The sequence below is a fragment of the Anaeromyxobacter sp. Fw109-5 genome, from assembly GCF_000017505.1.
Classification (GTDB): Bacteria; Myxococcota; Myxococcia; order Myxococcales; family Anaeromyxobacteraceae; genus Anaeromyxobacter.
Map to the genome: position 1 here is coordinate 144,258 of NC_009675.1, position 12,588 is coordinate 156,845.

General features: G+C 73.8%; 13 protein-coding genes. 2 read left to right on the forward strand and 11 right to left on the reverse strand.

From position 1 onward, the window contains the following. Positions 1–110: 110 nt before the first annotated feature. Both ANAE109_RS00605 and ANAE109_RS00610 read right to left on the reverse strand, forming a co-directional pair. The gene (locus tag ANAE109_RS00605) at positions 111–1,145 is read right to left on the reverse strand and encodes a rod shape-determining protein (RefSeq protein ID WP_011984441.1); all 1,035 of its coding nucleotides are present in this window, start codon (positions 1,143–1,145) and stop codon (positions 111–113) included. A gap of 71 nt (positions 1,146–1,216) precedes the next feature. After that, positions 1,217–3,280, reverse strand: a complete 2,064-nt coding sequence (locus ANAE109_RS00610; RefSeq protein ID WP_011984442.1) for a S9 family peptidase — start codon at positions 3,278–3,280, stop codon at positions 1,217–1,219. Positions 3,281–3,454: 174 nt separating this feature from the next. On the opposite strand from ANAE109_RS00610, the gene ANAE109_RS00615 reads away from it, so the two are divergent. Next, positions 3,455–5,014 (forward strand): serine/threonine-protein kinase, encoded by a 1,560-nt coding sequence (locus ANAE109_RS00615; RefSeq protein ID WP_011984443.1) that lies wholly within the window; start codon positions 3,455–3,457, stop codon positions 5,012–5,014. A 73-nt stretch (positions 5,015–5,087) separates the two neighbouring features. Here the strand turns inward: ANAE109_RS00615 and rplI are convergent, their stop codons facing one another. The 8 genes from rplI to ispE all read right to left on the reverse strand — a co-directional run bounded on the left by rplI (position 5,088) and on the right by ispE (position 10,288). Continuing rightward, positions 5,088–5,537 (reverse strand): 50S ribosomal protein L9, encoded by a 450-nt coding sequence (gene rplI / locus ANAE109_RS00620; protein WP_011984444.1) that lies wholly within the window; start codon positions 5,535–5,537, stop codon positions 5,088–5,090. Between the two features lie 10 nt (positions 5,538–5,547). Beyond that, complete coding sequence (gene rpsR / locus ANAE109_RS00625) at positions 5,548–5,979, reverse strand: 30S ribosomal protein S18 (protein ID WP_011984445.1); 432 nt, start codon at positions 5,977–5,979, stop codon at positions 5,548–5,550. A 3-nt stretch (positions 5,980–5,982) separates the two neighbouring features. Next, a complete protein-coding gene (locus ANAE109_RS00630) occupies positions 5,983–6,435 on the reverse strand; it encodes a 30S ribosomal protein S6 (protein WP_011984446.1) in 453 nt (150 codons plus the stop codon). Between the two features lie 106 nt (positions 6,436–6,541). Further along, complete coding sequence (pth, locus tag ANAE109_RS00635) at positions 6,542–7,120, reverse strand: aminoacyl-tRNA hydrolase (RefSeq protein ID WP_011984447.1); 579 nt, start codon at positions 7,118–7,120, stop codon at positions 6,542–6,544. 8 nt (positions 7,121–7,128) lie between these two features. Then, complete coding sequence (locus ANAE109_RS00640) at positions 7,129–7,836, reverse strand: 50S ribosomal protein L25/general stress protein Ctc (protein ID WP_011984448.1); 708 nt, start codon at positions 7,834–7,836, stop codon at positions 7,129–7,131. A gap of 193 nt (positions 7,837–8,029) precedes the next feature. Continuing rightward, positions 8,030–8,995 (reverse strand): ribose-phosphate pyrophosphokinase, encoded by a 966-nt coding sequence (locus ANAE109_RS00645; protein WP_011984449.1) that lies wholly within the window; start codon positions 8,993–8,995, stop codon positions 8,030–8,032. Between the two features lie 130 nt (positions 8,996–9,125). Then, positions 9,126–9,419: a septation regulator SpoVG gene (spoVG, locus tag ANAE109_RS00650; RefSeq protein WP_011984450.1), complete on the reverse strand. Its 294-nt coding sequence runs from the start codon at positions 9,417–9,419 to the stop codon at positions 9,126–9,128. Beyond that, positions 9,371–10,288, reverse strand: coding sequence for a 4-(cytidine 5'-diphospho)-2-C-methyl-D-erythritol kinase (gene ispE, locus ANAE109_RS00655; RefSeq protein WP_011984451.1), 918 nt, complete (start codon positions 10,286–10,288; stop codon positions 9,371–9,373). The genes spoVG and ispE overlap by 49 nt, the downstream gene beginning before the upstream one ends. A gap of 154 nt (positions 10,289–10,442) precedes the next feature. On the opposite strand from ispE, the gene ANAE109_RS00660 reads away from it, so the two are divergent. Beyond that, positions 10,443–10,862 (forward strand): SH3 domain-containing protein, encoded by a 420-nt coding sequence (locus ANAE109_RS00660; protein ID WP_011984452.1) that lies wholly within the window; start codon positions 10,443–10,445, stop codon positions 10,860–10,862. A gap of 89 nt (positions 10,863–10,951) precedes the next feature. On the opposite strand, the gene ANAE109_RS00665 is transcribed toward ANAE109_RS00660, so the two are convergent. Next, a complete protein-coding gene (locus tag ANAE109_RS00665) occupies positions 10,952–12,571 on the reverse strand; it encodes a carboxypeptidase M32 (RefSeq protein ID WP_011984453.1) in 1,620 nt (539 codons plus the stop codon). Positions 12,572–12,588: the final 17 nt, after the last annotated feature.

Genomic DNA, 12,588 nt, shown 5'->3' on the forward strand with positions numbered 1-12,588 from the left:
GCCGACACGGCGCGCGCGCTGACGCCGGCGCGCGGTGGAGACGGCACGACCGCCGCGAGCGCGAGGCCCGGGCGGTCGTTGGGAGACGCGCGGCGGCCCGGTGCGGCGGCCTATCCGTGCGCGGTCACCTGCCGGAGGATGTCCAGCTCCTCGAGCGCCTTCCCGGCGCCGATCACCACCGAGGAGAGCGGGTCCTCGGCGAGGAACACCGGCAGGCCGGTCTCCTCGCGGAGCAGCACGTCGAGGTTCTTGAGGAGCGCGCCGCCGCCGGCGAGGACGATGCCGCGGTCGGCGATGTCGCCCGCGAGCTCCGGCGGGGTCCGCTCCAGCGTCACCTTCACCGCCTCGACGATCCCGTTGATGGGCTCGCTGAGCGCCTCGCGGATCTCGGAGGACGTGACGGTGAGGGTGCGGGGCACTCCGGCGACGAGGTCGCGCCCCTTGATGTCCATCGTGAGCTCCTCCTCGGTCGGGTAGGCGGTGCCGATGCCCATCTTGATGAGCTCGGCGGTGCGCTCGCCGATGAGGAGGTTGTACTTGCGCTTGATGTGCTGGATGATCGCCTCGTCCATCTTGTCGCCGGCGATGCGCACCGAGCGGCTGTAGACGATGCCGCCGAGCGAGATCACCGCGACGTCGGACGTGCCGCCGCCGATGTCGACGATCATGTTGCCCGAGGGCTCGGTGATGGGCAGGCCCGCCCCGATCGCCGCCGCCATGGGCTGCTCGATGAGGTAGACCTCGCGCGCGCCCGCGCTCTCGGCCGCCTCGCGCACCGCGCGCTTCTCCACCTCGGTGATCCCCGACGGGATGCCGATGATGATGCGCGGCTTCACGAAGCTCTTCCGGTTGTGCGCGCTCTGGATGAAGTACTTGAGCATCGCCGCCGTGACCTCGAAGTCGGCGATGACCCCGTCCTTCATCGGGCGGATGGCGACGATGTTCCCGGGCGTGCGCCCGAGCATCTCCTTCGCCTCCTTGCCCACGGCGAGGACCTTGCGGCCGCCGCGCGCGTCCTGCTGGACGGCGACGACGCTGGGCTCGTTCGACACGATGCCCATGCCGCGGATGTAGATGAGGGTGTTCGCGGTCCCGAGGTCGATCGCGAGATCGCGCGACAGCATGTTGTGAAGCCAGTTGAGCACGGCGGGGTCCGGTTTATGGCAGGGCGGGGTCGGACGGCAAGCGGTTTCGGGAGGTTAGCGCGTTCGGGAGCTCAGCGCGCCTTCGCGGACACGTTCGCCGCGGGGGCGAGGTGCTCGTCGAGCCACCCGAGCACAACATCGTAGAACACTCTCGCATTCTTCGGCTTCGAGACCCAGTGTCCTTCGTCCGGGAAGACGAGAAGCTTCGAAGGGATCCCGCGCCGCTGCAGCGCCGTGAACGCGGCGTAGCCGTGGTCGACGGTGGTGCGGTAGTCGAGCTCGCCCACCGAGACGAGCGTCGGCGTCCGCCAGCGCTGCACGAAGCGGTGCGGCGAGAACTTCTGGTAGTCGGCCGGCTGGTCGAACGGCGTCCCCCCGAACTCCCACTCTGGGAACCACAGCTCCTCGGTGCGATAGAAGAAGGCCTCGAGGTCGAAGATCCCCGCGTGCGACACGAGGCAGCGGAAGCGCTCCGTCTGGCCGTTCAGCCAGTGCACCATGTAGCCGCCGTAGCTCGCGCCCGCTGCGCACATCCGCGCACCGTCCACCGCGCCTAGCGCGATGGCGGCATCGACGAGCGCCATCACGTCCTCGTAAGGCTTGCCGCCCCAGTCGCGCGAGACGGCGTCGACGTAGGCCTGCCCGTAGCCGGTCGAGCCGCGCGGGTTCGGCAGCACCACCGCGTACCCGCGCGCCGCGTACAGCATGGCGTTCCAGCGCGAGGTCCAGGCGTCGTTCCAGGCGCCCTGCGGCCCTCCGTGGACGAGCACCGCCGCCGGGTGACGCTGGCCGTCGCGGTGCTCGGCCGGGAGGACGATCCAGCCGAAGACCTTCGTGCCGTCCTTGGAGGTGGCCTCGAGGGGCCGCAGCGTGGGGCGCGCGATCCCCGCGAGGGCGTCGGCCGCGAGGCGCGTGCGCTCCGCCCAGCGGGCCTTGCCCGGCTTGCCCTCGAGCACCGCGATCTCCGGCGGCGCGGTGGTCCCGTCCACGAGCGCCGCGACGCGCGCCCCGTCGGCCGAGTACGAGACGGACTGCACGTTCACGCGCGGCCTGCCTGCGAGGGCGGGCGCGCCGGCGAGCTTCACGAGCTCCCCGCTCCGGACGTCCACCTCGTAGACCTCGTGGTAGCCGGAGGTGAGCGCGACGAAGCGCAGCGCCCCGCCCTTCCGCGCCCAGTGCAGGTCGCTCGCCGAGAGATCCACGCCCGCGGTGAGATCGCGGGCGTCCTTCCCGTCGATCCCGGCGACCATCACGCGGACGCGGTCGGACTCGTAGCCGCCGCGCGCCTGCGACAGCCAGGCGAGCCGCTTGCCGTCGGGGGAGGGGCGCGGGCTCGCGTCCCAGCCCGGCCCGCTCGTAACGCGGCGGGCCTCGCCGCCCGCGAGCGGGACCGCGAAGACGTCCGCGTTGGTGGAGGCCGCCTCGAGCGCGTCGTCGACGGCGGTGAAGTAGAGGGTCTTCCCGTCGGGGGAGACCGCGAGGTCGCCCGGGCCGCCGCGGACCGCGGGCGGAGCGTCGCGATCGCCGGGCGTGAGGTCCGAGGGCGCCCCGCCGTCGAGGGGAACCTTCAGCACGTGGGTGCGCAGCCGCTCGCGCCACGCGTTCCAGTGGCGGAAGAGGAGGCGGGTCGCGACGCGCGGCTTGCCCTTCGCCTCGGCCTCCGCCTTGGCGTTGCAGCCGGCGTCGGCGCCGCAGCGCGGGTCCACGTCCGCGGTGACGAGGAGGGCGGCCCCGTCCGGCGTCCACGAGAGCTCGTTCGCGCCGCCGGGCAGCGCGCTCGCGACGCGGATCTGGCCCGAGGCGAGGTCGAGGACGTGCGCCTGGGGAGCGCCGCTCCGGGTCGAGACGAAGGCGAGCCGCTTCCCGTCCGGGGAGAAGCGCGGCGAGGAGATGCGCTCGTCACGATCGGTGAGCTGCCTGCTCGCTCCGCCCGCGGCGGGCGCCACGTACAGCGTGGAGACGATCCGATCGCCGGCGCCGGTGAGTCGCCCGACGGTGAAGGCGAGGAGGGTACCGTCCGGAGAGAGCTCCGGCGCGCCGACCCGCGGGAGCGCCACGAGGTCGTCCACCGTGAACGGCCGGGGCGCGGCCGCGGCCGCGGCCACGGCGAGCGCGGCGAGGGCGGAGGTGAGCATGGAGCGCCCTTCTACCACGTGCGCCCGTCGCCTCGGAGAGGGCTCGGGGAGCTTTGCCGGGGCGCCGCCGCGCGCTACGCTCCGGCGCGAGCGATGGCCCGTCGCAAGCCCGCCCCGGAGCCCCAAGCCTCCTGCGCCCGGTGCGGGCACCTCGCCGGTCCGCCGAGCGAGGCGGTGAACTTCTGCCCCGCCTGCGGAGCGCCGCTGCGCGCCGGAGCGCGCCGTCGCGGCGGTCGCGAGAAGGACGGCGTGGTGGCGGACCGGTACCGCCTCGTCGAGCTCCTCGGCGAGGGCGGGATGGGCCGGGTCTACAGGGCCGAGCACATCCGCATGGGCAAGGCGCTCGCGCTGAAGCTGCTGCGCGAGGACTTCGCGCGCGAGCCGGCCGCGGCCGAGCGGTTCCTCGCCGAGGCGCGCGCCGTGTCGCGCCTCTCGCACCCGCACACCATCGCGGTGTTCGACTTCGGCGAGGCGGGGCCGCGCGGCGGCCTCTACCTCGCCATGGAGTACGTGCCCGGGGAAGACCTCGCGGCCGTGCTGCGCGCGGGCGGGCCGCTGCCGGAGGCGCGCGCCCGCGAGCTGGGGCGGCAGATCCTGGGCTCCCTCGCCGAGGCGCACGAGGCGGGCGTGGTCCACCGCGACATGAAGCCCGGCAACGTGATGCTCATGCGGACCCGCTCGGGCGAGGACTTCGCGAAGGTGCTCGACTTCGGGATCGCGGCGCTCCGCGACGACCGCGCGGCCGGCGCGGGCGACGCCATCGTGGGGACTCCGGCGTACCTCGCGCCGGAGCAGGCGCGGGGCGCGGCGGTGGACGGCCGCACGGATCTGTACGCCCTCGGGTGCGTGCTCTACGAGCTCGTCTCCGGCAGGCCGCCGTTCGTGGCGCCGAGCCCGATGGCGGTCGTCTCCGCGCACCTCTCGCAGGAGCCGCCGGCCCTCGCGAAGCTGGTCCCGGGCGTGTCGCGCGCGTTCGCGGAGGTCGTGCACCGCGCGCTCGCGAAGCGTCCCGAGGACCGCTTCCCGAGCGCCGACGCCATGCGCGAGGCGCTCGTCGGGACGAGCGGGCGCGCCGGCCGTCGCGCGCGGCCTGGCGACGGGGAGCGCGACGCGGGGGGCGGCCTCGCCAGCCGCGCGGACTTCGACGCGCTCGCCGCCCGGATCCTGCGCCCCGGCCGCGTGGTCCTGGCGCTCGCGGCCCTGGCGGTGCTCGGCGGGGCCGCCGTCGCGTGGCGGTGGGAGGACGTCCACGCGCTCCTCGCCGCCCGCGCGCCCGCCCTGGCAGCGGCGCTGCCCGCGGCGCTGCAGCCGGCGCCTCGCCTCGACGGCGCTCCGCAGGGGAGCTCGCACCCCTCGCCGGAGGGTGAACACGCCGTTTCCCCGGTCTCGCCGTCACCCACCCCGGCGGAGGAGGCTCCGCCGGACGTCGAGCCGGCCGGCGCCCCGCAGGCCGAGACGCCGCCGCCGGCCGCCGAGGCGGGCGCTGCAGCGCCGGATGACCCGTCGCAGGCGGCCGGAGGCGCCGAGCCGGACGCGGGCGCGCCCCAGCGCGAGGCGGCGCCCTCCTCCGAGCCGCTCGCCGAGGAGCCGGAGGCGCTCGGACCGGGCGCGCGGTCGGAGTCCGGCGACGAGGCGCTCCGCGAGGTGGTGGACGGCGAGGGCCGCTTCCGCCTCTCCTTCGAGCCGCGGCCCGAGGCGGCCCTGCCGCTCGTCGCGCCGTCCCCAGCGCCGTAGGCGTGGGCTCCAGAAATGGAGAAGGCCGGCCCCGGAGGACCGGCCCTCGACTGTCGCAGGTCATACGAGGCGACTAAGCGGCCTCGGCCTCGACCTTGACCTTCACCTTGCCGACCACCTCGCTGTGCAGCTTCACGGGGACCTCGAAGTCGCCCGTGGTCTTGATCGGCTCGGCGAGGTCGATCGCGCGGCGATCGATCTGCAGGCCGCGCGCGGCGAGGGCCTCGGCGACGTCCATCGCCGTGACCGAGCCGTAGAGCTTGTCCTGCTCGCCGACCTTGCGGCTGAGGGTGATGGGCGTCTCGGCGAGCCGCTTCGCCACGGCCTGCGCGCTCGCCTTCATCTTGGCGGCCTTGGCCGTCGCGATGGCCTTCTGGTGCTCGAGCTCGCGGACGTTCTTCGGGTTCGCGAGGACCGCGAGCCCGCGCGGGAGCAGGAAGTTCCGGCCGTAGCCGGGCTTCACGTCCACGAGCTCGCCGCCCTTGCCCAGGTTCTCGACGTCTTCACGGAGGATGAGCTTCATCTCGGCCTCCTTACATCCCGCCCACGGTGTAGGGCAGGATCGCGAGCATGCGGCCGCGCTTCACGGCGGTGGCCACCTCGCGCTGGTGCTTCGCGCAGTTCCCGCTGATCCGGCGGGGGATGATCTTGCCGCGCTCGGTCAGGAAGTACTTCATCTGCGACTGGTCCTTGTAGTCGACCTTCAGCGTCTTGTCGGCGCAGAACCGGCAGACCTTGCGGCGGCCGAAGCCGCGCCGCCCGCCCTCCTCGCCGCCGCGGTCGTCGCGATCGCCACGGTCCCCGCGGTCGCCGCCGCGGCCGCCGAAGCCGCCGCCGCCACCACCGCCGTACCCGCCGCCGCCGCCGCCACCGCCGCCGTAACCGCCGCCGCCGAAGCCACCACCGCTCCGGGGACCGCCGAACCCACCGCTGCTCTTCGGACCACCCATGTCAGGACGTGCCATGGCCTATTCCTCCGCCGCCTCGGGCGCCTCGGCCTCGAACGGCTCATCGCCGGGGGCGAACTCACCGCGCTCCTCGCGCGGCTTCGGCTCGTCCTCGACCGCCTGGATCTTCACGTCGGGCTCGACCTGCCGGGCGTCGAAGTCCACGCCCTCGGCGAGCCGCACCGACTGGAACTTCGAGACCTGGTCGATCATCTTCAGGTTGCGCTCGAGCTCCGCCACCAGGCCGGGCTGGCCGATGTACAGGCAGTGCATGTAGAGCGCCTTCGGGTTCTTGCCGACCGGGAACGCGGTCTTCCGCTTTCCCTGGTTCGTGAACCGGATGACCTTGCCGCCCTCGCGCGTCACCACGCCGCGCAGGCGCTCCTTGATCTCCTCCACCTGGTCGTCCGGCGTCTCCGCCTTGAGCAGGTAGATGGTCTCGTACTCGCGTACGAGCTTCCTCGTCTCCGCCATGTCGCTCCCCTCGGGTCTGAAAGCGGCGGTTCGCCCGCCGCGAGGAGTCCGCTCTTCCGTTTCGCCCGCCCGGCCCCATGCCGGAGGACGAGTGCTGCAGCAGCTCTCAGCCAGCGGCGCTCGCGCGCCGGTTCACCTGGTTCATCGCCTTCGCCGCGCCCAGCTCGATCGCGAGCCGGGCCGCCTCGGTGGCGCGGACGAGGCACTCCTCGAGCGGCGCCTCGTCGGCCTTGGCGAAGCGGCCGAGCACGTAGTCGGCCGGATCCATCCGCGGCGGCGGCCGGCCCACCCCGACGCGCACGCGCGCGTAGTCGGGGCCGCCCACGTGGGCGTTCACGCTCTTCAGGCCGTTGTGGCCGCCGTGGCCGCCGCCGACCTTGAGCTGGACCCGGAACGGCTCGAGCTCGAGATCGTCGTGGACCACGACGAGGTCCTCGAGGCCGAGCTTCCAGAAGTGGAGCGCGGACCCGACGGACTCGCCGGAGTGGTTCATGTAGGTCTGGGGCTTCATGATCCAGACGCGCTCGCCGCCGGCCCGCCCCTCCGCGAGCTCGGAGGCGAACTTGCGGAGGGTGAACTCGGCCCGGAGGGCGAGCGCGAGCCGGTCGGCCACGAGGAAGCCGACGTTGTGGCGCGTGCGCGCGTACTCGGGGCCCGGGTTCCCAAGACCGACGACGAGCTTCAAGGGCGCCCCTACTTCTTGGCGCCCTTCGCCTCGGGAGCCTTCTTGGCGGCCTCGCCACCCGCGGCCGGAGCGGCGCCGGCGGCAGGCGCACCCGCCGCGGCCGCGCCCTCGGCCGGCGCGGCACCCGGAACGGCGGCGGCCACCGGGGCGGCGACCTCCTCCTTCTCGGGCACGGCGACGAACGCGATGACGTAGTCGCTCGAGTACTTGAGCTTGCAGCCCTCGGGCGGCGTCAGCTGCGAGACGTGGATCGACTGGCCGATCTTGAGGTTCGTGACGTCGACCTCGATCCGCACCGGGATCTTGGAAGGCAGCGCCTCGAGCACGACCTCGTGGGTCGCGAGCGAGAGGATGCCGCCCTCCGCCTGGCCGACCGAACGGCCGGAGGTGACGACCGGCACGGCGACCTTCACCGCCTCGTCCAGCTTCACCTCGAGGAAGTCGGCGTGCTCGAGCTTGCGCGAGACGGGATCGACCGCCCAGTCCTTGAAGAGGACGTGCTTCTCGGCGCCGTCCAGCTTGAGGGTGAGCAGGGTGTTGAACTTGTGGGGGGTCTCGATCGCCTTGAGGAGCGACGCCGGATCCACCGAGAGGTGGGTGGGCTCCTGCTTGCGGCCGTAGACGACCGCGGGGATGAGGCCCTTCTGACGCAGCCGGCGCGCGGGACCCTTGCCCTTCTCCTCGCGACGCTGGGCGTTGATGATGTTGTCGGCCATTCTCGTCCTCCCAATGGACTCGGGCCGCTCCGGTCTGGAGCAGGGCGCGAGGGGCCGCCTGGATGAGCGTGCCGGCCCTGGGTGGTAGTGGGGCCCCCGACCATCCGGGAGCCACGGGAGCGCGGGTGATTACCCGAAACCCCCCGGGTAGTCAAGGGTTCCGCGCGGAAGCAGGCGGGGGCGCAGCCCCCGTCTAAACGAACAGGCTCGAGAGGGAGTCCGCGGAGTGGATGCGGCGGACGGCCTCGGCGAGCAGGCCGGCGATCGTGAGCGAGCGGATCTTGCGGCAGGCCTCCGCCGCGGGCCCGAGCGCGATCGTGTCGGTCACCACCACCTCCTCGATGGGGCTCTTCACGATCCGCTCGACGGCGGGGCCGGACAGCACCGCGTGCGTGGCGTACGCGTAGACCTTCACCGCGCCCTTGTCCATGAGCGCGTTGGCGGCCTGGGTGAGCGTGCCGGCGGTGTCGATCATGTCGTCGAGGAGCACGGCGATCTTCCCCTGCACCTCGCCGATGACGTTCATGATCTCCGCGACGTTCGGCTTCGTGCGCCGCTTGTCCACGATGCCGAGGGTCGAGCCGAGCCGCTTCGAGTAGGCGCGGGCGCGCTCCACGCCGCCCGCGTCGGGCGAGACGATGACGACGTTCTGCGCGTCGCCGTCGAAGCGCTTGCGCATGTGCTCGAGCAGCACGGGCGCGGCGTAGAGGTGGTCGAAGGGGACGTTGAAGAAGCCCTGGATCTGCCCGGCGTGCATGTCCATCGAGACGACGCGGGTCGCGCCGGCGGCCTCGATGAGGTCGGCGATGAGCTTCGCGGTGATGGGCACGCGCGGCGCGCTCTTCCGGTCCTGGCGGGCGTAGCCGTAGTAGGGGAGCACCGCCGTGATGGAGCCCGCCGACGCGCGCTTCAGCGCGTCGATCATGATGAGGAGCTCCATCAGGTTGGTGTTCGCGTCGGGCGAGGTGGACTGCACGACGTAGGTGTCGAGGCCGCGGACGTTCTCGCCGATCTCGACCTGGATCTCGCCGTCCGAGAACCGCCCCACCGTCGCGTGCGCGAGCGGCCGGCCGAGCTCCTTGCACATCGCCTCGGCGAGCTTCCGGTTCGAGTTGCCAGAGAAGACCCGGTAATCGGGCCGAATTCCGTGAAATTCCATCGAGCGCTCCGGCGTGGTCCCGCGAGGAGGAGAGGGCGGCCCGGGGGTGCCGAGGCCACCGGCGGCGCCACATATACCGGAACCGCCCGACAGACCCAACCGGCAACCGCGCGCGGCGCGCAGGCGGCGATCAGTCGTCGTGGGTGCCGGTCGGGCGGGGCGCCGCTCCCTTGCGCAGCTCCCGGTCGTACTCGGCGAGGATCGTCCGCTCCATCCGCTCGCGCGTCTCGGTGTTGAGCGGGTGCGCGATGTCCTTGAACGTCCCGTCCTTGCGGCGCTTCGCCGGCATCGCGATGAAGAGGCCGGTGTTCCCGTGGATGACCTTGAGGTCGCGGACGACGAAGCAGTCGTCGAGGGTGATGGTGACGTAGGCCTTCAGCTTCTCTTCGTTGACGGGGAAGACGCGGACCTCGGTGATCTCCATGGCGTAACCCCCGGATGCCGTCGCACCGTCGTCGCGGCGAGGACCATCACCTTCCGATCGACGACCTCCTCCGCGATCGTCCGCGCCGCCCGCGCAGCCGCGTTCCGGCTGTGAAACGTGCCGAACACGGTGGGCCCACTTCCCGACATTATAGCGGCCGTCGCGCCTCGACCCACAAGCAGCCCCAAGAGCGTCGCCAGGGGCGGCCGCTCCAGCAGGCAGGGCGGCTGGAGATCGTTCCCCGCGCGGGATGGCTCGAAGCGCGCGAAGCGCGGCGGCAGACGCGGCCTGCGGCCCTGCCGCGACGCGTCGAGCCAGCGGTAGGCCTCGCCGGCCCGGATCGCGAGCGCCGGATCGTCGGGGTAGACGAGGACGAGGTGCTGCGGGGGCACGTCGGCGGGCGTGAGCCTCTCGCCCCGGCCCTCGGCCCACGCCGGCCCCGGGCCGAGGAAGAAGGGCACGTCGGAGCCGACCTCGAGGGCGATCGCGGCGAGCGCGGCGCGGTCGCGGATCCCGAACGCGCGAGCGAGGCAGCGCAGCACCGCCGCGGCGTCGGAGGACCCGCCGCCGAGCCCCGCGGTCACCGGGATGCGCTTCGCGATCCGGATGCCGATCGTCCGCTCGACGCCGAAGCGCGCGCGGAAGCGCTCGGCGGCGCGCGCGGCGAGGTTGTCGGCGCCGTCGAGCTCCGGCCTCCCCGGGACCCGGCAGGTGACGGGGCCGGCGCGCTCGCCCACCGACACGTCCACGCGATCGCCGAGGTCGAGGGGGACCATCAGCGAGCGGATGCCGTGATAGCCGTCCCTGCGCGGCGGGCCGACGCGCAGCACGAGGTTCACCTTGGCCGGGGCGATCGTCTGGAGGCGCACGGGACGCTCCTACCACGCCCGCGCGAGCGCGGCGCGGCGGTCCGCGCGCGTCCGCCCGGGCCGCGTCACGAACGTCGCTCCCGCTCCTCTGATGCGTTGCGGGCGCCAGGCCTCGCTCTCACACTCCGCGCCCTTCCAAGGAGGAAACACGTCCATGTCCCGCCTCTTCGCTCGCCTCTCGGTCCCCTGCCTCGCCGCCCTCGCCGTCGCCGCCAGCGGCTGCGCCTCCGCGTTCGGCCCCGAGCCGGTGACGCGGCTCTCCGAGGCGCCGCAGGCGCAGCTCTCCGCGACCGTGAAGCAGGAGGTCGCGCTCAGGACCGGCCCCGACAAGCTCGCGCACGTCGTGGAGCGGCTCCCGGCCGGCGCGTCCGTCACCGCCTCGGATCGAGCGGTGCGCGGCTATCGCCGGGTCCGCACCGAGGCGGGCCGCACCGGCTACGTCGAGGAGTCCGCGCTCGAGGTGGGCGCCGCCGTCGCCGCGCCGGCCACGCCCGCGGCTCCGGCTCCGGCTCCGGCGGACGGCGCGCCCGCCGCGGCCGCTCCCGAGGCGGCGGGACAGCCGGTGGCGAACTAGCCTCGGCGCGCGGGAGAGACCTCGCGCGCGCTGCACCGTCGCTGGCGGCCCGGGGGCTCGTGTCCTCCGGGCCGTCTCGCGGTCGGCGTTCAGCCCGCGAGCGAGAGGCCGTACAGCGCGCCGTACTTGGTCTTCACGTAGCGCTCGAAGTCGCGGTCGGTGAGCCCTTCGCCCGTCGCGTCGCGAACGATCTCCTCGGCGTCCTTGCGGCGCCCCACCCGGTAGACCCGCTCGGCGAGCCACACCCGCAGGGGCGCGAGCTCTCCTCGGGCGAGGGCCTCGTCGAGGCCGGGCAGCGACCGCGCCGCCGCGGCGTACAGCGTCGCGGCGTACAGGTTGCCGATGGTGTAGGTCGGGAAGTAGCCGAGGTCGCCCCAGGCCCAGTGGATGTCCTGCAGCACGCCCTCCACGTCGTGGCGCGGGCGGACCCCGAGGAGCGCCTCGCTCCGCGCGGCCCAGGCCTCGGGCAGCTCGCGGACCGCGAGCGCGCCGCGCAGCAGGCCGAGCTCGAGCTCGAACCTCAGCGCGATGTGGAGGTTGTAGGTGACCTCGTCGGCCTCGACGCGCACGAGCGAGCGCCGGACGCGGTTCGCGGCGCGGTGGAAGTCCTCGGGCGCCACTCCGGCGAGGCGAGGGAAGCGCGCGGCGAGCCGCGGCAGGAAGGCGCGCCAGAACGGGAGCGAGCGGCCGACCAGGTTCTCCCACAGGCGCGACTGCGACTCGTGCAGCCCCATCGACGGCGCGGCGCACAGGAGCGAGCGCCGGTCCTGGGCGGGGAGGTGCTGCTCGTAGAGGCCGTGCCCCGCCTCGTGGAGGGTGGAGAAGATCGCCGAGAGCGGCTGGTCCTCGTGGATGCGGGTGGTGATGCGCACGTCGCCGGGGTCGAGGCCCAGCGTGAAGGGGTGCACCGAGCGGTCCTGCCGCCCGGCGGCGGGATCGAAGCCGAGCGCCTGCAGGAGCTCGAGCGTGAAGCTCCACTGGGCCTCGGCGTCGAAGCGGCCCGCGAGGAAGCCGTCCTCCGGCGCGGGCGCCGCGTCGATGGCCGCGACGACCGGGGCGAGCCAGCCCGCGAGCCGCTGCAGGATGGGCGCGAGCCGAGCGACGCGCATCCCCGGCTCGTAGCCCTCGAGCAGCGCGTCGTAAGGTTCAATCTTGCCGGGGGGGCGCGAGAGGCCGCGCCCCCCCGGACCCCCCGCTCGCTCCGGCGCAGCCTCCTCCGGCTGCGCCTGCGCTCGCCGCTCCAGCATGGGCAGCAAGGCGTCGGCCTGCTCGCGGCGGAGCGCGAGGAGCCGCTCCAGGCTCGGCGCGAAGCGCGCGAAGCTGCGCTCCGCGCGCGCCGCCTTCCAGGCGTCGATCCCCTCGGCCTGCGCCTGCGCCAGCGCGCGGACCAGCTCCTGCGGCACGCGCGCGGCGCGCTCGTGGTCGAAGCGCAGCGCCCGCAGCGCCGCGGCGCGATCCGGGTCGCCGTCCGCGTCGCGCTCCGCCCGATCCAGCGCCTCGGCGACCGCGCGCGAGGTGAGCCGCTCGTGCAGCGCCGCCTGCACCACGGCGAGCTGGTCGCCGCGCGCGGCGGCGCCCCGCGCCGGCATGAAGGTCTCCTGATCCCACTGAAGGAGGGAGACGGCGCCTCCGAGCGCCCGCACGTCGCTCATGACGGCCGCGAGCGTCTCCCACGCGGCGCTCCGGGGGGACGGGGCGGGGTCGGCCATGGCCGCTCATTTAGGCC